At 72.7% G+C, this 18,839-nt stretch carries 20 protein-coding genes; 12 read left to right on the plus strand and 8 right to left on the minus strand.

Annotation, left to right across the window (positions count from 1 at the left end; genetic code table 11):
• The 3 genes from MR1_RS04310 to MR1_RS19660 all read left to right on the plus strand — a co-directional run.
• The coding region (locus tag MR1_RS04310) for an FCD domain-containing protein (protein ID WP_157517895.1) at nucleotides 1-325 on the plus strand (325 nt) is incomplete at its 5' end.
• Nucleotides 326-470: 145 nt separating this feature from the next.
• The gene (locus MR1_RS04315; protein WP_067243453.1) at nucleotides 471-2,063 is read left to right on the plus strand and encodes a sodium-dependent transporter; all 1,593 of its coding nucleotides are present in this window, start codon (nucleotides 471-473) and stop codon (nucleotides 2,061-2,063) included.
• Complete coding sequence (locus MR1_RS19660) at nucleotides 2,060-2,221, plus strand: methionine/alanine import family NSS transporter small subunit (protein WP_157517896.1); 162 nt, start codon at nucleotides 2,060-2,062, stop codon at nucleotides 2,219-2,221. Before MR1_RS04315 ends, MR1_RS19660 begins: the two co-directional genes overlap by 4 nt.
• A 54-nt stretch (nucleotides 2,222-2,275) precedes the next feature.
• Here MR1_RS19660 and MR1_RS04320 read toward each other — a convergent pair whose 3' ends face one another.
• Together MR1_RS04320 and MR1_RS04325 are read right to left on the minus strand one after the other, a co-directional pair.
• Nucleotides 2,276-3,163 carry an alpha/beta fold hydrolase gene (locus MR1_RS04320; RefSeq protein WP_067243454.1) on the minus strand — a complete coding sequence of 296 codons (888 nt, stop codon included), beginning with the start codon at nucleotides 3,161-3,163 and terminating at the stop codon, nucleotides 2,276-2,278.
• On the minus strand, nucleotides 3,160-3,801 hold the full coding sequence (locus MR1_RS04325) for a TetR/AcrR family transcriptional regulator (RefSeq protein ID WP_067243455.1): 642 nt from the start codon (nucleotides 3,799-3,801) through the stop codon (nucleotides 3,160-3,162). Before MR1_RS04325 ends, MR1_RS04320 begins: the two co-directional genes overlap by 4 nt.
• A gap of 141 nt (nucleotides 3,802-3,942) precedes the next feature.
• On the opposite strand from MR1_RS04325, the gene MR1_RS19665 reads away from it, so the two are divergent.
• The 4 genes from MR1_RS19665 (at nucleotide 3,943) to MR1_RS04345 (ending at nucleotide 8,473) form a co-directional block, all read left to right on the plus strand.
• Nucleotides 3,943-5,655, plus strand: a complete 1,713-nt coding sequence (locus tag MR1_RS19665; RefSeq protein WP_067243456.1) for an endonuclease/exonuclease/phosphatase family protein — start codon at nucleotides 3,943-3,945, stop codon at nucleotides 5,653-5,655.
• A gap of 75 nt (nucleotides 5,656-5,730) precedes the next feature.
• Nucleotides 5,731-6,936, plus strand: a complete 1,206-nt coding sequence (locus tag MR1_RS04335; RefSeq protein ID WP_067243457.1) for a sensor histidine kinase — start codon at nucleotides 5,731-5,733, stop codon at nucleotides 6,934-6,936.
• Complete coding sequence (locus tag MR1_RS04340) at nucleotides 6,933-7,559, plus strand: response regulator (protein ID WP_067243458.1); 627 nt, start codon at nucleotides 6,933-6,935, stop codon at nucleotides 7,557-7,559. The genes MR1_RS04335 and MR1_RS04340 overlap by 4 nt, the downstream gene beginning before the upstream one ends.
• Nucleotides 7,560-7,726: 167 nt before the next feature.
• Entirely contained in the window at nucleotides 7,727-8,473 is a 747-nt protein-coding gene (locus MR1_RS04345; protein ID WP_217996179.1) for a DUF4822 domain-containing protein, read from the plus strand.
• Nucleotides 8,474-8,524: 51 nt separating this feature from the next.
• Here MR1_RS04345 and MR1_RS04350 read toward each other — a convergent pair whose 3' ends face one another.
• Both MR1_RS04350 and MR1_RS04355 read right to left on the minus strand, forming a co-directional pair.
• On the minus strand, nucleotides 8,525-8,899 hold the full coding sequence (locus MR1_RS04350; RefSeq protein WP_157517897.1) for a DUF3052 domain-containing protein: 375 nt from the start codon (nucleotides 8,897-8,899) through the stop codon (nucleotides 8,525-8,527).
• A gap of 89 nt (nucleotides 8,900-8,988) precedes the next feature.
• Nucleotides 8,989-9,210: a hypothetical protein gene (locus MR1_RS04355; RefSeq protein WP_067243460.1), complete on the minus strand. Its 222-nt coding sequence runs from the start codon at nucleotides 9,208-9,210 to the stop codon at nucleotides 8,989-8,991.
• Nucleotides 9,211-9,443: 233 nt separating this feature from the next.
• On the opposite strand from MR1_RS04355, the gene MR1_RS04360 reads away from it, so the two are divergent.
• Nucleotides 9,444-9,953 (plus strand): flavin reductase family protein, encoded by a 510-nt coding sequence (locus tag MR1_RS04360; RefSeq protein WP_067243461.1) that lies wholly within the window; start codon nucleotides 9,444-9,446, stop codon nucleotides 9,951-9,953.
• Nucleotides 9,954-10,011: 58 nt separating this feature from the next.
• Nucleotides 10,012-10,416, plus strand: coding sequence for a hypothetical protein (locus MR1_RS04365; protein ID WP_157517898.1), 405 nt, complete (start codon nucleotides 10,012-10,014; stop codon nucleotides 10,414-10,416).
• Between the two features lie 30 nt (nucleotides 10,417-10,446).
• On the opposite strand, the gene MR1_RS04370 is transcribed toward MR1_RS04365, so the two are convergent.
• From MR1_RS04370 to MR1_RS04380, 3 genes are read right to left on the minus strand one after another with little or no spacing between them, the layout of a single operon-like run.
• The gene (locus MR1_RS04370; protein ID WP_067243463.1) at nucleotides 10,447-13,845 is read right to left on the minus strand and encodes an error-prone DNA polymerase; all 3,399 of its coding nucleotides are present in this window, start codon (nucleotides 13,843-13,845) and stop codon (nucleotides 10,447-10,449) included.
• Nucleotides 13,845-15,392, minus strand: coding sequence for a Y-family DNA polymerase (locus MR1_RS04375; protein WP_067243464.1), 1,548 nt, complete (start codon nucleotides 15,390-15,392; stop codon nucleotides 13,845-13,847). The genes MR1_RS04370 and MR1_RS04375 overlap by 1 nt, the downstream gene beginning before the upstream one ends.
• The gene (locus MR1_RS04380; protein ID WP_174522506.1) at nucleotides 15,389-16,210 is read right to left on the minus strand and encodes a hypothetical protein; all 822 of its coding nucleotides are present in this window, start codon (nucleotides 16,208-16,210) and stop codon (nucleotides 15,389-15,391) included. The genes MR1_RS04375 and MR1_RS04380 overlap by 4 nt, the downstream gene beginning before the upstream one ends.
• A 124-nt stretch (nucleotides 16,211-16,334) precedes the next feature.
• On the opposite strand from MR1_RS04380, the gene MR1_RS04385 reads away from it, so the two are divergent.
• Nucleotides 16,335-16,625 carry a DUF1905 domain-containing protein gene (locus MR1_RS04385; RefSeq protein WP_067243465.1) on the plus strand — a complete coding sequence of 97 codons (291 nt, stop codon included), beginning with the start codon at nucleotides 16,335-16,337 and terminating at the stop codon, nucleotides 16,623-16,625.
• Nucleotides 16,626-16,673: 48 nt separating this feature from the next.
• A complete protein-coding gene (locus MR1_RS04390; protein ID WP_067243466.1) occupies nucleotides 16,674-17,321 on the plus strand; it encodes a UdgX family uracil-DNA binding protein in 648 nt (215 codons plus the stop codon).
• A gap of 13 nt (nucleotides 17,322-17,334) precedes the next feature.
• On the opposite strand, the gene MR1_RS04395 is transcribed toward MR1_RS04390, so the two are convergent.
• Complete coding sequence (locus MR1_RS04395; protein ID WP_067243467.1) at nucleotides 17,335-18,222, minus strand: DUF72 domain-containing protein; 888 nt, start codon at nucleotides 18,220-18,222, stop codon at nucleotides 17,335-17,337.
• Between the two features lie 136 nt (nucleotides 18,223-18,358).
• Here MR1_RS04395 and MR1_RS04400 point away from each other — a divergent pair, with 136 nt between their 5' ends.
• Complete coding sequence (locus MR1_RS04400; protein WP_067243468.1) at nucleotides 18,359-18,826, plus strand: prepilin peptidase; 468 nt, start codon at nucleotides 18,359-18,361, stop codon at nucleotides 18,824-18,826.
• The last annotated feature ends 13 nt before the right edge of the window (nucleotides 18,827-18,839 follow it).

Consider the following 18,839-nt stretch of genomic DNA (forward strand, 5'->3'; position numbering starts at 1 on the left):
CGCCCAGGGGGCGATGCGGGCGGCGGGCGCCGACCCGCGCGCCCGGGCCCGGGCCAACCGGCAGTTCCACGAAGCGGTGTGGTCGGCCAGTCATTCGCCCACCCTCGTCGACCTCCTCCACCGCCTGAACGTGCACCTCGTGCGGTACCCCACGACGACGCTGGAGAGCGATGACCGCTGGGCGGCAGCGCTCGACGAGCACGAGGCGATGCTGGACGCGATCGAGGCGCGCGACGCGGCGCGGGCACGGGAGATCGCGGAGGCGCACATGACCGCCGCCCGCGAGGTGCGGATGCGGATGTACGCGGAGGCCCCGGCCCGCTGATCGCGGCCGTTCGCCGCCTCGCCGGTCGTCGGGCTGACACGGCGGACGATTGTCGTTACCCTCGCGGGAGGCCCTTTCGGGCGCGGTGCGCGGCGGATCCCGCCACCGCGTCGCGACGACACGACCGACGAAGGAGCACAGGGACGTGACTCAGACGAAGTCCGCAGAGGCCGGGGCCGCCCCTCGACGCGCGGAATGGACCGGCCAGGTCGGGTTCATCCTGTCCGCGGTCGGATCGGCGGTGGGACTCGGGAACATCTGGCGCTTCCCCGGGGTCGCCTACGAGAACGGCGGGGGAGCGTTCCTGATCCCGTATGTCGTCGCACTGCTGACGGCGGGCATCCCGATCCTCTTCCTCGACTACGCGATCGGGCACCGGTTCCGGGGCTCGGCGCCGCTGGCGCTGCGGCGCCTCGCCGGTCGGCTGGGCGAGGGCATCGGGTGGTTCCAGGTGATGATCTGCGTCTTCATCGCGATCTACTACACCGCCGTCCTGGCGTGGGCGGTCAGCTACTTCGTCTTCTCCTTCGACCTGCGCTGGGGAGCGGACGCGGCGGGGTTCTTCTCGGGCGAGTATCTGCAGGTCGCCGAGGCGCCGTTCACCCTCGTCTTCGTGCCGTCCGTGCTCATCCCGCTGGTGCTCATGTGGGTCGTCGCGCTCGCGATCCTCGGCGCGGGTGTGGTGCGAGGCGTGCAGCTGCTCAACGTCGTGGCGGTGCCGCTGCTGGTCGTCGGCTTCCTCATCCTCGTCATCAGGGCGCTGTTCCTCCCGGGCGCGCTCGACGGGCTGAACGCCCTGTTCACGCCCGACTTCGCCGCCCTCGCGAACCCCGGCGTGTGGGTCGCCGCGTACGGTCAGGTGTTCTTCTCGCTCTCCGTCGCGTTCGGCATCATGATCACCTATGCGTCGTACCGGCGCCGGAAGTCGAACCTGACCACGCCGGGCCTCGTCGTGGCGTTCGGCAACTCGTCGTTCGAGGTGCTGGCCGGGATCGGCGTGTTCGCGACGCTCGGGTTCTTCGCCTCGCAGCAGGGGGTGGCCGTGGGGGAGCTGGAGGGACTCACGGGCGTCGGCCTGGCGTTCGTGACCTTCCCGGCCATCGTCGCGCAGATGCCCGGCGGCCCCTTCTTCGGCATCCTCTTCTTCGGGGCGCTGACTCTCGCGGGGCTCACCTCGCTCATCTCGGTGATGGAGGTCATCCTCGCCGGTGTGATGGACAAATTCGGCCTGAGCCGCGCCAAGGCCGTGTACGGCCTCGGCGGCGTCATCGCGATCGTGTCCGTCATCCTGTTCGGGACGACCTCCGGTCTCACCGCCCTGGACACGATCGACAACTGGGCGAACAACATCGGCATCGTCGGGTCCGCGGTCGCCATGACCGTCACGGTCCTGTGGATCCGTCGCGCAGGCACGCAGCTCAGCGGCCACCTGAGCGCCCTGTCGACCTTCCGGGTCGGGCGGGTCTGGCTCTTCCTCGTCTCCGTGCTCGGCCCGATCGTGCTTGGCTACATGCTGATCGCGACGATCGTGAACCTCATCGCCGAGCCCTACAGCGGCTATGCGCCCGGCTACCTGCTCGTCGTCGGCTGGGGATCCGTCGTCATCATGATCGTCGCGTCGATCGCGTTGACCCTCAGTCCGTGGCGCCAGGATCCCGACCGGTTCACGCTGTGGCCACCGGTCCCTGCGGACCGTGCCTCGGTCGTTCGGACCGTGACCGAAGGAGACCGCTCATGACCGGCATCGCCGTCCTCTTCCTCGCCGTCGCCGTGGTCATCATCTGGGGCGGTCTGGTCACCGGGACCGTGATGCTCGCGCGGCGTCCCGAGATCGAGCGCTATCCCGACGGGGGAGACGCGGTGGAGGCGGAGGATCACCGGGGGCCGGCCGTCTGAGCCCTGCGGGTTCTGCTCGGCTCCGTGCGGCCGCGTCCTGCGCGACCCGTGCGGTCAGGGACGGTCGACCTCGTCGAGGAAGACGCGCATCTCCGCGAGGAAGGCGTCGTGCGCCTCGAGCTGGGCCCAGTGGCCGCATCCGGGCGGGATGACGGCCCGGGCGTGCGGCATCCGCGCGGCCGCACGGAGCGAGTCCTGCGGGTCGACGAGCGGGTCCTCCGCACCGTGGAAGAACAGCGTGGGCAGGGTCAGCTCGTGGATGCGCCCGCTCAGGTCGTTCGTCATCCGACCGCGTCCGATCGAAGCCTGGTTGTACCGGGTGTAGCCCAGGGCTCCGCGCGGGTGGCGTGCCAGCCGGACGAACTCGTCCACGACCTCGGGCGGGAGCACGTCCGGCTCGGTGACCATCGCCCGCACCGCGGATCGCGCGAAGAGGTTCGCCAGACGGCCGAGCGGGAGCAGGATCGCGTCGGGCAGTCGACTTGCCCACCAGGCGAACGCGTGGGCGACGCGCCCACGGAACCGGGAGGCGAGACCGCCCGGGGCGATCGCGACGACGGCGCGCACGTCCGCGGAGTGGTCGAGCCCGAGAGTCAGCACGACGTCACCGCCCATGGACACCCCGACCACGACAGGCGGACGACCGCACGTCGCCGCGACGACCTCGGCGACGACCTCGGCGAGCGACGACGCGCCGCCGACGGGGGCGAGGTCGATGCTGCCGCCGAAGCCGGGGAGGTCGACGGCCCAGACCTCGCGATCCGCCGCGAGCGGCGCCATCGCGCGGTACCAGGAGACGGACGCGGCGTCGCTGCCGCCTCCGTGGACGAGCACGACGGGGGTCCGCGGTCCGGGTTCCCCCGCGTGCAGCAGGCGCAGCGTTCCCGCGCGGGTGTCCACGGAGCGGACGTCGGCGCCCGGCGGCACGAGCCCGGCGGTCATGCGCCCAGCTCCGCCGCCAGGCCATCGACGAAACGGGCCAGACACCGCGTTCCGGGCGTGGTGTCGGCCACGTCGGCGTCCACGGCGCGGTGCAACAGCTCCGCCATCCCGTGCACGAGGCGGGCCGGGTCCGGATGCGGCGCGGACAGGGCCATCCCCATGTTCCAGACGGCCAGCGTGGCGGCGAGCGTCTCCGGATCCACGTCGCCCGCGATCATCCCCTCCTCCTGCAGGGCCCGGATGAAGTCCGCGCCGAGCACGGCGCGGCGGCGGAACCGTTCCGGGTCGCCCTCGCCGACGAGGCGCGCGAGCAGGCCCGGCTCGTCGCGATAGGCGTGGAGGACCACGGCGTTGTCGTGCATGGCGGTGACGGCATGTACGAAGACCCGGGACAGCAGGCCCCCGCGGGGATCGGCCTCGGCGAGCCGCGCGGTGCGGCGCGCCGTGCGGACGATCTCCCTGCGAAGCAGTGCGACCAGCAGGGCGTCCTTGTCGTCGAACCGGAGGTACAGAACCCCCTTGGCCGCCCCCGCGCGCTTCGCCACGGCGTCCATCCGGACCCCCGCGAACCCGCGCGCCGCGACGAGGTCCGCCGCGGCGTCCAGGATGACCGACGTCTCGACTCCGGGTCTCGCCACGGCGCCTCCTTAATGACCAGAACAATGATTCTGGTCATTAACGTTAGCAGCGGATCCGTTCCGAGGGGCGTTCACCTCCGCGCCACGGGAGAGTCATCCGGGCCGCCTAGGGTCCGGTCGACTCCTCCGAAAGGACCTGGAATGCCCCCCACTTCCGCCCGGCGACGCGGTCTCGCCGTCCTCGCCGCCCTCGGCGCCGTGCTCGCCGGACTCCTCGTCGCGCCGGCGGCCCATGCGGTCGATGCGAGCCTCTCGATCGAGCCCTCGACCGTGGCCGCCGACGGCTCGGTCACCATCGCCTTCGACGCCGGGACACAGGTGCACGAGCGCAACTGGATCGGCATCTACCGCGATGGGGCGACGCCGGGCGGTCCCGCCTCCCTCGACTGGCGGTACGTGCCCGAGGCTCGCGGCGAGGTCGTGTGGAGCCCCGCGGACCGCACCGGATGGACGCACAACGCGGCCTCGATCGGCGCAGGCGAGTACGACGTGTACCTGCTCGAGGACGACGGCTACGAGGTGCTCGCCGGCCCGGTCGACCTGACGGTCGAGGGCGCGGCCCCCGTGGATCCGGCCGACCCGAAGCCGGAGGTCGACGGGGTCAGCGAGCTGAACGTCCTCTCCTTCAACGTCTGGCACGGGGGCACGCAGATCCCGGAGGGCGCGCGAGCGATCGCAGACATCATCGCGGAGACCGACGCGGACGTGACCTTCCTGCCGGAACAGGGCGACGCCCCCGCGCAGGTCGCCGCCCTCCTCGGCTATCAGCACCTCGTCGCCACCGACACCGGGGTCGTGTCGCGCTACCCGATCGTGTCCACGGACACGGTCGACGGATGGTGGTCCAAGGCCGTCCTCGACGTCAACGGCACCGAGGTCGTCGCCTACGGCGGGCATCTCGAGTACCGCTGGTACACGACGTATCTCCCGCGCGGATACGGCGGGGAGATCCGCGGCGACTGGCCGGCGGGCTGGGGCACCTGGGACCGGCTCGACGCGCCCGTCACCGACGTCGACGCGATCCTGGCCGCGAACGCGCAGTCCGGTCGTCCGGCGACGGCGGCCGCGCTCGTGGCCGACATCGCCACGGAGCGCGCCGCCGGCCGCATCGCCGTCGTGGGCGGGGACTTCAACGAGCCGTCGGCTCAGGACTGGACGGCCGCGACCGCGGGGCTCCAGGACCACAACGGCGTCGTGATCCCGTGGCAGACCACCCGGACCCTCCTCGACGGCGGACTGGTCGACGCCTTCCGCGAGGTCCACCCGGATCCGGTCGCGAACCCCGGGACGACGTGGCCCTCGGACAACGAGAGGTTCCCGACCTCCTCGCTGACCTGGGCTCCCGAGGCCGACGAGCGCGACCGCATCGACTACGTGTTCGCGACGCCTGACGCACGCCTCTCGATCGACGACGCCCGCGTCGTCGGCCCGCAGTCCACGATCGTGCGCAACGAGCGCGTCGTCGACGACAGCGCCGACGACATCCTCACTCCGGCGGCGGTCTGGCCTTCCGACCACAAGGCCGTCCTCGCGTCCTTTCGTGTCTGTGACGGCGGCTGCGCACCGGCGGCGCCGGAGTGGGACCGATCCGCGGTGTACACCGCCGGGGACGAGGTCTCCTTCGACGGGGCGACCTGGCGCGCGACCTGGTGGACCCGTGACCAGGCCCCCGGCGACCCGAACGGGCCCTGGCAGGAGATCGACGTGCAGGACGGCTTCGCGCGCTGGACTCCCTCGCGGATCTTCCAGAGCGGTGAGACGGCCGTGCACGAGGGGCAGGTGTACGTCGCCGCGTGGTGGACCCGCAACCAGCTTCCGGGCCAGGCCTGGGGGCCCTGGCGCCCGCAGGGCTGACGACCGGGGGTCCGGGCCGAGGTCAGGGCCGCCGCCTCCCGTCGTCCGGGCTCCGGCGCCGGATACTGGAGGGACATGAGCACCGACTCCCTCCGCGTTCCGGCGCGACGCCTTCCGATCCCCGACCGTGCCGTCGACATCGGCTTCGCCGTGCTGCTGCTCGTGTGCGGGTGGCGATACTTCACCCGCCATCCGCTGGACGGCGTGGGCGTCGTGGTGCTCGTGCTCGCCGTGGGCGTCGGCCTGGCCTACGCGCTCGCGGTGATCGGGCGGCCTCCGGGCAGAGGGCGAGAGTCGGCGAACGGATCGGATCCGGTCGGCTCGCGACAGGGGATCGGTCTGCTCGTCGCGACGGCGTTCTGGCTCCCGCTCGTGGTGCTCGCGCCGTCCTTCGGCTGGTGCGGCTTCGCGCTGTTCTTCGCCGTGCACCGCGTCATCCGAGGGCGTCTGGCGTTCGCGCTGTCCGCGGCGATCGTCGTGGCCGTGAGCGCGGGGCTGTTCCTCATGTCCCGCGGGGACGACTGGGGGCTGGTGCTCGGTCCTTTCGTCGGCGGGCTCGTCCTCGCCTCCGCGTTCGCGGCGCTGGACCGGGCGCATGGCGCGCAGCAACGGCTCATCGACGATCTCATCGACACCCGGGAGCAGCTCGCGCGCTCGGAGCGGGACGCGGGCGCGGCAGTGGAGCGCGGTCGCGTCGCCAGCGAGCTGCATGACACGGTCGTGCAGCGCACCGCGAGCGCGCTCCTGCTGCTGGAATCCGACGAGCTGCGCCCCGGCGGCTCGGCGCCCGCGGTCCGGGAGGCGCGCGAGGCGCTCCGGGAGGCGCTGGTCGAGACCCGCCAGCTCCTGCACGGTCTGGCGGATCCCCGGGAGGGCGCGGCGTCCCTGAGCTCCCTGCTGCGGGCCCAGGCGCAGGCGGAGGGGGCGGCGTTCTCGGTCGTGGGACGGGAACGGGCGGTTCCGGAGACGGTCGCCCATGCGCTGCAGCGCGTCGTGCAGGAGGCGCTGCTCAACGCCCGCAAGCACGCGCAGGCGGCGACGACGCGGGTCACGCTGACCTATTTCGACCGCGAGGTGGGCGTCGACGTCGTGGACGACGGAATCGGCCTGGAGGCGACGAGGAGCGACGAGCCGACCGGGGGGTTCGGGATCCGTGCGATGACCTGGCGGATCGAGACCCTCGGCGGCGAGCTCACCGTCGAGTCGGAGCCGGGCCAGGGCACGGTGGTCGCCGCGATCGTTCCCGACGCGTCGTCGAGTGCGACGGAGGCGACGCCGTGATCCGGATCCTGCTGTTGGACGATCACCCCGTGCTCCGCCACGGCGTGCGAGCCGTGCTCGACACGCAGCCCGACCTCGAGGTCGTGGCCGAGGCCGGATCCGCGGCGGAGGCCGAGGCCGCGGCGGCCGGACACGATCTCGACGTGGCGCTGGTCGACCTCGATCTCGGCGCCGGGCGGCCGGACGGCATCGAGGCGACCCGCGCCATCCGGCGGGCGAGTCCCCGCACGGAGGTGCTCGTCTTCACCGCCTACGACTCCGATGCCGACATCGTGCGGGCCCTCGACGCCGGGGCGGCCGGATACCTGGTGAAGGACAGCAGACCCGCGGAGCTCTTCCAGGCGATCCGCTCCGCCGCCTCCGGGGGCACACCGCTGACCGGACCGATCGGGTCTCGGCTGATGCGGCGCGTCGAGCGTCCGGACGAGACGCTGACCCCGCGCGAGCTCGACGTGCTCACACGGGCGGCGGCGGGGCTCTCCAACCGCGACCTCGCTCGCGAGCTCCATGTCAGCGAGGCGACGGTGAAGACCCATCTGCACCACGCCTTCACCAAGCTCGGCGCCGACAACCGTCAGGCCGCGATCGCCTCGGCCGTCAAGCGGGGCATCATCCGGCTCTGAGCGGGACGGCTCTGAGCGGTCCGGCTCCGAGCGGGATGCCCAGGTTCCTGACAGGCGGGTTCAACCGATCGGTTGATGTCCGGCCTCCTTCGCGTTCCTAGCGTGGAACGTGTCCGCTCCGGCGACCCGAGCCGGGGCGGACGCCCCACATCAGGAACGAGGAGAAGATGAACATTCGCACCGCCCCGCGCCGGGGAACCAGGATCGTCGCGACGACGCTGGCCGCCGCCGCCCTCTGCCTCGCCCCGGCCGCCGGGGCCTTCGCCGCCGCGCCGGTCGCGCCGGTCTCCGCGGTCACGGCGACGACGCAGAGTCCGTCGGACGTGCTCGCCTCGACGCCGTGGGAGACCACGGGGGCGGTGGATCAGGACGGGAACGCGGTGGCGTTGTCGGATGAGGCCGTGGCGAACTTCGTGGGTTGGGCGTACTACAAGACGGACGGCATGTTCACGATGTACAACCTCGACGATTCGCCGAAGATGCAGGGCGACTGGTCGGTGTCGGCGGACGGGTCCGAGCGGACGCTGGTCGCGAAGGACGCGGACGGGAAGGTGCTGTTCGAGCGTGTGGTGCCGATCGTGACGCTGACGGCGGCGGAGTTCACGTACCGGGTGATCCCGGATGCGGCGAACCCGGGGGTGTACTACGACATCGTGCACACCCCGACCGACCACCCCGAGCCCGGCGCGACCGCTCCCGGCGACGGCGACGCGGCCGCGACGGATGACAGCGCTCCCGCACCCGGCACGGAGGTCGTCGATCCCGAGGGCGGCGCCGTGGAGGACGGGGAACATCTCGCCGTGACGGGAGAGGCGGTACCCGTCGTCGCCGTCGCCGCCGGGGCCGTGGCGCTGCTCGGCGGAGGCGCGGTGCTTCTGACCCGTGTCCTGCGCCGGGGACGCGCCACGAGCTGACCTCGCGCGAGAGGCCCTGCGGACGCACGACGCCCGCGGGGCCTCTGCGTGTCAGCCGACGGGCTTGCCCCGGACCGCCGACCACACCTCGTCGAGGGCGACGTTGGCGGTGAGGGTCCAGCCGAGCTCTTCCATCCGCTGCCAGATGCTGTCCCGGTTGATGTCCGTGCGGTTCCCCTTGGGGTAGGCGATCCAGACGGCGCGGGCCTCCCGAAGCCGCGGCAGCGCCACGTCGAGTCGGCTGTCCAGCGTGGCTCGGTCCGGGGCGAAGAGCACCGCCACGTCGGCGGGGACGCCGAAGCCGTCGGTGAGCACGACGGCATCAGGCAGGGGGAGGAGGAGGCTCTGCTCCTCCTCGCCCGCGCTCATCACGAACAGCGTGTTCCCCGGCTTGATGAGTAGCTTCTCTGCGGTGGTCTTGGTCATCGTCGTCACTCTCTTCGGCTCTGCTTCTGCTTCTGCGGCGCTGCGGCTCTGGGGCCTCCGGCTTCGGCGATCGTGAGCCCGGCCGGCGGTCAGCGGTCGGCGTTCCGCGGATGCGCGCGGGCCGTGCGTTCGTTGCCGCGCCGGTAGTTCCCCGTGATCCGCGCCATGAGTAGCTGAGGATCGCCGTCGGCGACGTCCGCCAGGAAGTCCTCCGCGTGCCGTCCGCGGAGCACGGCCGCACGCTTCCCGTGGTGGGTGATCACCACGTCGGCGCCGCGCCTGTCGAAGGAGAACCCGTTCGCCGTGCCCATGGGACGACGCTACCGCGACCGTCGCGGGGACGCGATGCGGGCGACGCCGTTCGCGAGGTCGGCGTTCGCGAGGTCGGCGCGTCCTCGGCGTAAGCCGAAGACACACGACTCGCTCCGGTGGGGCGTTTCGGGAAGGATTCGACGGGAGGATCGGTTGATCCCCGTGGGATGAGCGGCCGGGGTGGCGGCGCCGGAAGGACGGCGTCGGCTGCGGTCGCGGAGGAGTGAGCAGGATGACAGGACCCGGCACGGATCTCACCGAGGACTTCAAGGCGGTGTTCCGGCACCTCGCCTCCGGCGTGTCTCTCGTCTCCGCCACCACCGCGGAGGGGCCGGTCGGCCTCACCCTTTCCAGCGTCGCCTCGGTGAGCGCGGACCCGGCCGTCCTTGTCTTCTCCGTCACCAAGGCGACCGGGAGCGCGGGCGGGATCCTCGCGGCTCCCAGCATGGTGGTCCACTTCCTGCGCGTGGGCCAGGAGGGGATCGCCGATGCGTTCGCCCGCACGGGACAACCGCGTTTCACTCCGGAGCAGGGCTGGCAGACTCTTCCGACCGGGGAGCCGTATCTTCCGGACACCCGCGGCGCGCTGCGCTGCACGATCCGGCAGACCGTGTCGGTCGGGCCGTCCGCTCTCGTGCTCGCGGACGTGCACGAGGTCCTTCCCGGCGGCGAGGGCGAGCCGCTGCTGTACCACGATCGCCACTACGACCGACTCGCCCCGGCGCACATCGACGCCTCCTGATCTCGGCCCGAGGCGGACGGGGCTTGTCCGGACGCCCGGAGTGGGCGAGGGTGGATCCATGATGGTGACCGTCTCCCTTCCGCTTGCTCTCGGCCTCCCGGTCGGACGCGTCGTGGCGTTCGAGGCGGAGGGGGCGGGCGGCCCGCGGATCCTGCGTGACGTCGTGACCGGGATCCGCTACGTGCTCCCCGCCGGGGTGCTCCCTGACGCCGATACGGTGCCGGGCCAGGCCCGTGTCGACAGCTGCACGGTGATCGCCGGGGAAGTCGGGATCGCCGGGGAGACGGGCGTGCGGACCGAGCTGGTCCTGGATCCGGTGCCGGTCCCGGACGCCTCGCGGCGGACGGGAACGGCGGCGGCGTTGTCCGGCGCCGAGCAGGCGGCGGCGTCGGCGACCGGTGAGGCCATCTGGTGGGGCGGCGGGGAGAGGACGCCCAGGGAGGAACCCGAGCGGTTCTGGTGACCCCGACGCGGGCCATCGGTCGGAGGGCCGTCATTGGAAGTCCCGTGACCGATGGACCACGCCGACACGGAGATCCTCGAAGGCGTCCGCGAGCACGTTGATCACTCCCTCCGGGGAACGCTCCAGGATTCCTCGGACGATGAGGGCCGGGGACTCCCGGGCGATGCGTCGGTACCGCGTCCACACGCCCTGGGAGCAGATGACGTTGACGAGTCCGTGCTCGTCCTCGAGGTTCAGGAAGGTCATCCCGCCCGCGGTCGCCGGTCGCTGACGGTGGGTGACCAGCCCCGCCACCTCGATGCGACGGCCCGTCTCGTGGGTGCGGAGCCGGTCGGAGGAGAGCACACCGCGCTCGTCGAGCCCGACCCGGAAATGCGCCATCGGATGATCGTCCGTGGACACCCCGGTCGCCCAGAGGTCGGCGGCCAGGATCTCGTGGCTGGTCTGATCCGGGAACAGGGGCGGCTGCACCGCCACGGAGCTGCCGGGAAGATAGCGCGCCCGGTCCTGGGCCGCGGAGCCGGCCATCCAGATCGCCTCGCGCCGGGTCAGCCCCAGCCCCTCGACGGCGCCCGCCGTGGCCAGCGCCTCCACCTGGGCCGCTGTCACATCCGTCCGGCGCACCAGATCGTTCAGGTCCCGGAACGGGCCGTGCGCGTCGCGGTCGGCGACGATGCGCTCGGCGGTCTTGGCGCCGATCCCGGTGATGCCCGACAGGCCGAGCCTCACCGCGAACGCCCCGTCGCGGCGGTGGGCGGCGCTGTCGTCGGGGAGGGAGCGGTCGAAGGTCTGCGCGGGAGCCGGCTGCCTCCGCTGCGTGCACTCCTCACGGCCGGTCGGCCCGAGGGGCGCGCGAGCCTCGTCCTCCCGCGGTTCCAGCGTCTCCGTCGCCGCGGAGCGGTGCAGATCCGGGCGGCGGACCTCGACGCCGTGCCGCCGGGCGTCCGCGGTGAGGGTGGACGCGGAGTAGAAGCCCATCGGCTGCGAGCGGAGCAGCCCCGCCAGGAACGCCGCGGGGTAGTGCAGCTTGATCCAGGAGCTGGCGTAGACGAGCAGCGCGAAGGACAGCGAGTGCGACTCCGCGAACCCGAAGTTCGAGAAGGCCTGGATCTGGGCGTAGATGCGATCCGCGCTCTGCGGGTCCAGCCCATGCGCGCGCATCCCCTCGTACAGGCTCTCGCGGATGCTGTCGATCCGCTCCAGCCCCCGCTTGGAGCCCATCGCCCGGCGCAGGGTGTCCGCCTCGTCCGCCGTGCAGTTGCCCAGTGTGGTCGCCATCTGGATGAGCTGCTCCTGGAAGACGGGGATGCCCAGGGTGCGCTCCAGCACGGGCTTCAGCAGCGGGTGCGGGTAGGTGACCGGATCCTGCCCCAGCTTGCGGCGGACGAAGGGGTGCACGGCGCCGCCCTGGATGGGACCGGGGCGGATGAGGGCGATCTGGATCGCGAGGTCGTAGAACGCCCGCGGCTGCAGTCGCGGCAGCAGCCCCATCTGCGCACGGGACTCCACCTGGAAGACCCCGATCGTGTCGGCGCGGCACAGCATGTCGTAGACGGCCGCCTCCTCCTTGGGGAGGGTCTCCAAGGACCACCTCTCCCCGGTGGCGTCGGCGATCAGATCGAAGCAGTGCTGCAGGGCGGCGAGCATGCCGAGGCCCAGCAGGTCGAACTTGACCAGCCCCATCCACGCCGCGTCGTCCTTGTCCCACTGGATGACGGTGCGGTTCTCCATGCGGGCGTGCTCGACCGGGACGACCTCGCCCACGGGCCGCTGGGTGAGCACCATGCCTCCGGAGTGGATGCCCAGATGACGGGGGGCCTTGAGCAGCTCGGCGGCGTAGTCCACCACGGCCTCGGGGATGTCGTGGTCGTCGACGGGGGAGAGCTCCAGGCCCCAGCGCTCCACCTGACGGGACCAGGCGTCCTGCTGCCCGGGGGAGTAGCCCAGGGCCCGCGCCATGTCACGCACGGCGTTCTTGGGACGGTACTGGATGACGTTCGCCACCTGCGCGGCGCTCTCACGGCCGTACTCCTCGTACACCCACTGGATGATCTCCTCCCGGCGGCGGGCGTCGAAGTCCACGTCGATGTCGGGCTCCTCCGTGCGCGTCGTGGCGAGGAAGCGCTCGAAGGGGAGCCCGTAGCCGATGGGGTCCACCGCGGTGATGCCGAGGAGGTAGCAGACCGCGCTCGCCGCCGCGGACCCGCGTCCCTGGCAGAGGATGCCGCGTCTCTTGGCCTCCGTCACGATGCCGTGCACGATGAGGAAGTAGCCCGGGAAGTCCTTCTCCTCGATGACGTCGAGCTCGCGCTCGATCCGCCGGCGGCCGGCGTCCGTCAGGTCCGGGTACTTGTGCGGCACGGCCTTCCAGACGAGCTCTCGCAGATGGCTCATGGGCGTGTGGCCCGCCGGGACCCTCATCGTGGGCAGGGCGGGCTTCGCGCGGCGCAGCGGGAAGGCGCACTCCTCGGCGATCTCCAGACCCCGCGCGATCGCTCCCGGGTAGCGGGCGAAGCGTGCGGTCATCTCCGCCCCGGAGCGCAGATGCGCCGATCCGTGGGAGGGAAGCCACCCCTCCAGGTCCCGCATGCTGCGCGTGGCCCGCACCGCGGCGACCGCCTCCGCCAGCCGGGCGCGGTCGGGCACGGCGTAGTGGACGTTGTTCGTGGCCACGGTGGCGAGCCCGTGCTCGACCGCGAGCGTCGCCAGGGCGTCGTTGCGGCGCGTGTCCTGCGGATCGCCGTGGTCGATGAGCTCGACCACCACGCGATCGCTCCCGAACAGGTCGACGAGCCGGCGCAGCCCGCGTCGGGCCCCGTCGACCCCCTCCTGCTCCCATCCGCGTCGGACGGCGCCCTTGCGGCATCCGGTGAGCACCGTCCAGTGACCGCTCGAGGAGGCGACGAGGTCCTCCCATTCGTACCGGGGGCGGCCCTTCTGACCGCCGCGGAGCTGCGCCCGGGTGATCGCCGCGGAGAGCCGGTGGTATCCCTCCTCTCCGCGGGCGAGGACCAGCAGATGCTCGCCGACCGGATCCGGCTCGCCGTTCTGGGGCGACGGCAGCCCCAGGGACAGCTCCGCGCCGAAGACCGTCTGCACGCTCGTGAGCTCCGCCGCCTCGGCGAACCGCGCCGCACCGTAGAAGCCGTCGTGGTCCGTGATCGCGAGGGCGGTGAGGCCCAGTCGTTCCGCCTCGGCGATGAGCTCGGCGGGCGACGACGCGCCGTCGAGGAACGAGAAGGAGGAGTGCGCGTGCAGCTCGGCGTAGGGCACCGCGTCGGTCGGGCGGACGATGTCGCCCAGGGAGACGGCGCCGCGCTTGTGCGTGCGGATCGGGGCGTCCGCGACGAGGGTGTCGCGCAGGGCGGGCTTGCCGCTGAGCGTCCGCTCCAACTCGCTCCACGACATCTCCGGGTTGTGCCAGCCCATCAGTGGTACCTCCCCTCGGCCCACCAGCCGTCGTCCGTGTGCAGCACGAGCCACGCGCGCTCGTGCTCGTCCACCAGCTGGAACCGCTCGCCGCGGACGCCGTCGGGCTGCCCTCGTCGGTCGCGGACCGGCCAGGGGCCCGCCCAGGACCGCACGGCATCCGCCTCGATCCGCGCGGGCGCCGCGCTCAGATTCCCGCGTTCGTCGACCCGGATCGCCGCTCCCGTCGTGTCCGCGACCGTGATCGGGCGGAGAGGGACGAACACCTCGGCGGGGAGGGGGTCGGGCAGGGTTCCGGGCCATGGCTGGTCCGGATCCCGTGCGAGCACGACCCGTTCGCCCCAGGGGGTGAGCTGCTGGCGGTCGGCGAGGCGTCGTCCGCCCGCCACCGCGGCGGTCAGCACTCCGTCGTGACCGAGGAGCGTCTGCACGCGGGACACCGCGTGGTGCAACCGCTCGTCGGTCCCGGAACCGAAGAGTCCTGGCTGATGGTGCGCGGCGTCGTCGACGGCGATCGGGGTGATCCGGACACGGGCGATCCCGCGGAACAGACGGGTGTCCTCGGCGGTTCCTGGCGGGGCGTGGCCGGTGAGCGCCTCCAGCTGCCAGCGCACGCGGTCCACGAGGTCGGGTGCTTCGAAGCAGGTGGGGTGCAGCCAGGTGCGGGAGTGGACGCCGTCGTCGTCATCGGTCAGATCGATCCGCACCTCCGTGCTCACGAGCGAGGCCTCGGCCAGGGCGAGGATCACCTCGTCGGCGGTGCGACGGATCGCGAAGGCGATCTGATCGGACTGGGTCAGCGGCGTCTCGAACTCGGTCTCCGCGGCGAGCTCGGGATCCGGGGCGCGGGAGACGACCGGACGGGAGTCGGCTCCGCGGGCCAGCGCGTGCAGCCGTGCGCCGTGCTCGCCGAACCGATCGCGCACGTCGAGGGGGCCGAGGGCCGCGAAGTCGCCGAGCGTGCGCACTCCGAGTCGTCCCAGCAGCATCACCAGATCGGGGTCGGGGAGGACACGGGCGGAGAGGGGCGCGAGGAAGGCGGCGGAGGCCCCCGGCGGGACGAGGAGGTGCCCGGGAGGGGACGGCGCCCGGCGCGCAGCGTGCTCCGCGGTGAACGGCCCGTCGGCGATGCCGATCCGCACCTCGCCGAACCCCTTCGTCGCCAGCGCCGCGGAGAGCGCGCTCGCCGCGGCCTCCTCTCCGCCGTGGTAGCGGGCGACCCCCCGGGAGCGCAGCACCGCGATGCCGGGGCGCAGCATCTGGACGCCGGGGGTCTGCTCCTCGATCGCCCGCAGCACGGGGAGGAAGGCGCGTTCGTCCCGCTCCGGATCTGCGGGGATCAGCCGCAGGGCGGGGTCGAGCCCCTGGGCCTCCCTGCGCCGCTGCCCCGCGCGCACCCCCTGCGCCCGGGCCGGGGCGGTGCAGGCGAGCACGGCACCGGCGCGAAGGATCGCGGCGGACGGATGCGGAGGGGCGCCCAGAGCGGCGCGCAGCGGCCAGTCGGGGAACCACAGCACGAGCACGCGGGCGGGGGAGGCGGCGTTCATCCGGCCTCCGCCCAGTGCTCCGGAGCGAGGGGGACGTCGTGCGCGGACCCGGCCGGCACGGGGGCCTCGGCCGCGGGACGGCCCCGGTGCGGCGGGCGGGGCATCGGCACCGGCGTGGGGAGGGTCCCGTGCGCGGGGAGGGTCTCGACGGTCTCGATAGTGCCGTGCGCGCCCGGAAGCCGCACGCGGACGCTCTGCGGCACGGGGGAGCGGCGGGTCTGCGCGGTGATCGTGACCTCGCAGTCCTCCAGCAGACCCCACCCCTCGCCGAGGCCGTGCCATCGGGGATCCTGGACCCGGATGCTGCCCTCGCTCTGCGGCCAGGGCGTCGAGGACACGACGAGGAGGGTGCACCCGCGATCGCGCAGGCGGGCCGTGAGCCGGGAGACCTCGGCCTCGCGCACCCGCGAGGCCGGGCGGACCGCGATGAGGGGGACGACCTCGGAGAGGGCGGAGGCGACGGTGAGCCAGCGCGGGCCCGGGTCGGGGACGAGGAGCAGCCGGTCGAGGTCCACGCCGTGCCGGGCCAGAGCCTCCACACCCAGCGTGGGCATGCCGACGGCCGCGCACCAGGAGCCGCGGCCGGAGGCGGTCGAGAGCAGGGCGGCGACGAGGCCGGGGGAGGAGGACAGGGTGTACGTCGTTCCCACCTGGAGCCCGCCCTCCGGCAGCAGGGGCTGCAGGGCGGAGGGGACGGGGATCAGGGGGAGGTCGCTGCGGCGGCGCTGCATCCGGGTGATCTCGCGCTGCAGGCGCAGGATCTCTCCGGCACGGGAGTCCGTGGCCGGTCCGATCGCGGTGCGCAGTGCGTTCCCCATGCATCCATCCTCGAAAATCTCTTCGAATATTTCAAGCCGTGAAGGAGACGGTAACTCGTACATCGGACATCGGCCCGTGCGCCGCGGAACCGGCCCTGTCCGAGGCCGTGGCTACTCTGAGCGGATGCGGATCGAGTTCGAGAGCGATGTCCTGCGGTGGAGCGCACGGGTGGATTCGTGGTACTTCGCGACCGTCCCGGAGGAGCTGTCCGCAGACATTCGCGAGCTCCCCGCGCCGTCGCGCGGCTTCGGCTCGCTCCGGGTGCACGCACGGATCGGCGCGACGAGCTGGCGGACCTCGATCTTCTTCTCCGGCGGTTCCTACTCCCTGCCGATCAAGCGCGCGGTCCGCGACGCGGAGGGCGTGGCGGAGGGGGACACGGTCCTGGTCGACCTGGAGATCCTGGATCTCTGACGTGTCGAGGGCGTTGACCGCGTGTCCTCCCGGGAGTAGACAACCGGGATGCGGCAGGCGGACAGGGACGGGAACGGCGGTGCCCGGCGGTGGGTTCCCGAGGGCGGCGGCATCGATGAGCTGCGGCGGGAGGCGCCGGGCTGTCGCGGCTGCGAGCTGTGGCGGGATGCGACGCAGGTCGTCTTCTCGCGCGGCTCGGCCCGTGCGCGGCTGATGCTGGTGGGAGAACAGCCGGGGGACCGGGAGGATCTCGCTGGCGAGCCCTTCGTCGGGCCCGCCGGCCGGGTTCTGGACGACGCGATCGAGGAGGCCGGGATCGACTCGCGGTCTCTCTACCTCACGAACGCGGTCAAGCACTTCCGGTTCGAGCGCCGCGGCAAGCGCCGGGTCCACGAGAAGCCCGCCGTCGGGCACATCACGGCCTGCCGCCCCTGGCTGGAGGCGGAGATCGCCGCCGTCCGGCCATCGGCGATCCTCGCGCTCGGCGCCACCGGGGCCAGGGCGGTGCTGGGACGCAGCGTCCGCATCGGAGAGGTCCGCGGCCAGGTCCTGGAAGCTGCGGACGACCCGGCGATCCCCGTGGTGGTGACGGTGCACCCGGCGAGCCTCCTGCGCCGCAGGGACGCCGAGGAGCGTCGGGCGGCCTTCCGCTCCTTCGTGGCCGACCTGCGCAGGGCGGACGAGCTCGCGGAGTGACCCCTGCCGCCGGTCACCGGGCCGTGTCGGCAGGCCCCGGTCGATCGCCCACGAGCCGGGCCAGAGCGAGCGCGTCGTGCGGTGCGTGGCCCCGCGCGTCGTTGTCGAAGTAGACGAAGACCTCGCGTCCGCCCTCGCCCGCGCCTCCGGCCCACCCTTGCGTGAGGTCGGCCCACTCCCGAAGCTCGGCATCCCGATACCCGCTGTGGTAGAGCTCGCGGGCGCCGTGCAGTCGGACGTAGCCGAAGTCGGCCGTGAGGGCGTCGAAGCGCGGCCAGCGCCCCGCGGTGTCGGCGAGGGCGAAGGCGACGCCATGGCGGCGCAGCAGATCGGCGCAGCGCGGGTCGTGGAAGCTGGGCGAACGCGGTTCGAGCGCGTGGCGCAGCGGTGCGTCGGGGACCGTGCCCAGCCAGGTCCGCCCGTCGAGGCGGGCGTCGTGCCGCCGGGCGAGGGCGACGGCCTCGTGCGTGCTGCGCGGCAGCGCGCGCAGGAACGCATCGAGGATCTCGGGGTCGAAGACCTGCCGTTGCGGAAGCTGCCAGAGGAACGGGCCGAGCCGTTCCCCCAGTGCCGGCGGTCCGGAGGCGAAGAAGTTGGCCAGAGCCGTATCGGCGTCCCGGAGGCGCAGCATGTGGGTGATGTAGCGCGACCCCTTGACGGCGAAGAGGAAACCCGCCGGCACGCTGTCGCGCCACCGCAGATAGCTGTCGGGGCGCTGCAGCGAGTAGAACGACCCGTTCAGCTCGACGGTGGAGAAGCGCTCGCCGATGTAGGCCAGCTCCCCGCGCTGAGGCATCCCCGCCGGATAGAAGTCGCCCCGCCACCGCGGATACCGCCAGCCGGAGACGCCCACGCGGATGCGCCCGGCCGCATGCGGTCCGCCCCGTCCGGTGTCCGTCATTCCGCCCCTTCCTCCCGGCGACGCTAAGGGCTCCGCATCCCGGCGAGCAGTGGATTGACCTTCCCGCACCGGGGCGCTAGCGGGAGTTCTCCACAGGGCCGCCGCGTCGCTGCGGCGGTTCTCCTAGCCTGCACGGATGGACTCCCACGCCCTGATCGTCGTCCTCGTGCACCTTGCGCTGCTCGGCGTCGCCGCGCGCCTGCTCGTCGTGGACATCCAGGAGCATCGGCTGCCCGACCGCCTCGTGCTGCCGACGTTGGCCGGTGTGCTCGCGGCAGTGATCCTCGAGGCGGCACTGACGCCCGAGGCGCGGGCGGAGCGGGCCGCGGCCGGGATGCTCCTGCTGGGCGGGTTCTACGGTGCGCTGCGGATACTGAGCCGCGAGGGCATGGGCGGGGGCGATGTGAAGCTCGGCGCCGTCATCGGGCTGGTCCTCGGCTGGCACGGCTGGGACGCGCTGGTCGTCGGCGGCGCCGCGGCCTTCGTGCTCGGGGCCGGGCATGCGCTGGTCCTGATGGCGAGCGGCCGGGCCGACCGCTCCACCCACATCGCCTTCGGCCCCTGGATGATCCTCGGCGCCGTCCTGGGCATCGGCGTCGGATGAGGCGCAGCCCGTT

It is taken from the genome of Microbacterium resistens NBRC 103078, assembly GCF_001552355.1.
GTDB classification, from domain to species: domain Bacteria; phylum Actinomycetota; class Actinomycetes; order Actinomycetales; family Microbacteriaceae; genus Microbacterium; species Microbacterium resistens.

Excerpts from the sequence above, each read along its gene's own strand:
- MR1_RS19660 (WP_157517896.1), top strand. The coding sequence starts at position 2,060 with ATGACCGGCATCGCCGTCCTCTTCCTCGCCGTCGCCGTGGTCATCATC.
- MR1_RS04320 (WP_067243454.1), bottom strand. The coding sequence starts at position 3,163 with ATGACCGCCGGGCTCGTGCCGCCGGGCGCCGACGTCCGCTCCGTGGAC.
- MR1_RS19665 (WP_067243456.1), top strand. The coding sequence starts at position 3,943 with ATGCCCCCCACTTCCGCCCGGCGACGCGGTCTCGCCGTCCTCGCCGCC.
- MR1_RS04335 (WP_067243457.1), top strand. The coding sequence starts at position 5,731 with ATGAGCACCGACTCCCTCCGCGTTCCGGCGCGACGCCTTCCGATCCCC.
- MR1_RS04345 (WP_217996179.1), top strand. The coding sequence starts at position 7,727 with ATGAACATTCGCACCGCCCCGCGCCGGGGAACCAGGATCGTCGCGACG.
- MR1_RS04350 (WP_157517897.1), bottom strand. The coding sequence starts at position 8,899 with ATGACCAAGACCACCGCAGAGAAGCTACTCATCAAGCCGGGGAACACG.
- MR1_RS04355 (WP_067243460.1), bottom strand. The coding sequence starts at position 9,210 with ATGGGCACGGCGAACGGGTTCTCCTTCGACAGGCGCGGCGCCGACGTG.
- MR1_RS04360 (WP_067243461.1), top strand. The coding sequence starts at position 9,444 with ATGACAGGACCCGGCACGGATCTCACCGAGGACTTCAAGGCGGTGTTC.
- MR1_RS04365 (WP_157517898.1), top strand. The coding sequence starts at position 10,012 with ATGATGGTGACCGTCTCCCTTCCGCTTGCTCTCGGCCTCCCGGTCGGA.
- MR1_RS04370 (WP_067243463.1), bottom strand. The coding sequence starts at position 13,845 with ATGGGCTGGCACAACCCGGAGATGTCGTGGAGCGAGTTGGAGCGGACG.
- MR1_RS04375 (WP_067243464.1), bottom strand. The coding sequence starts at position 15,392 with ATGAACGCCGCCTCCCCCGCCCGCGTGCTCGTGCTGTGGTTCCCCGAC.
- MR1_RS04380 (WP_174522506.1), bottom strand. The coding sequence starts at position 16,210 with ATGGGGAACGCACTGCGCACCGCGATCGGACCGGCCACGGACTCCCGT.
- MR1_RS04385 (WP_067243465.1), top strand. The coding sequence starts at position 16,335 with ATGCGGATCGAGTTCGAGAGCGATGTCCTGCGGTGGAGCGCACGGGTG.
- MR1_RS04390 (WP_067243466.1), top strand. The coding sequence starts at position 16,674 with ATGCGGCAGGCGGACAGGGACGGGAACGGCGGTGCCCGGCGGTGGGTT.
- MR1_RS04395 (WP_067243467.1), bottom strand. The coding sequence starts at position 18,222 with ATGACGGACACCGGACGGGGCGGACCGCATGCGGCCGGGCGCATCCGC.
- MR1_RS04400 (WP_067243468.1), top strand. The coding sequence starts at position 18,359 with ATGGACTCCCACGCCCTGATCGTCGTCCTCGTGCACCTTGCGCTGCTC.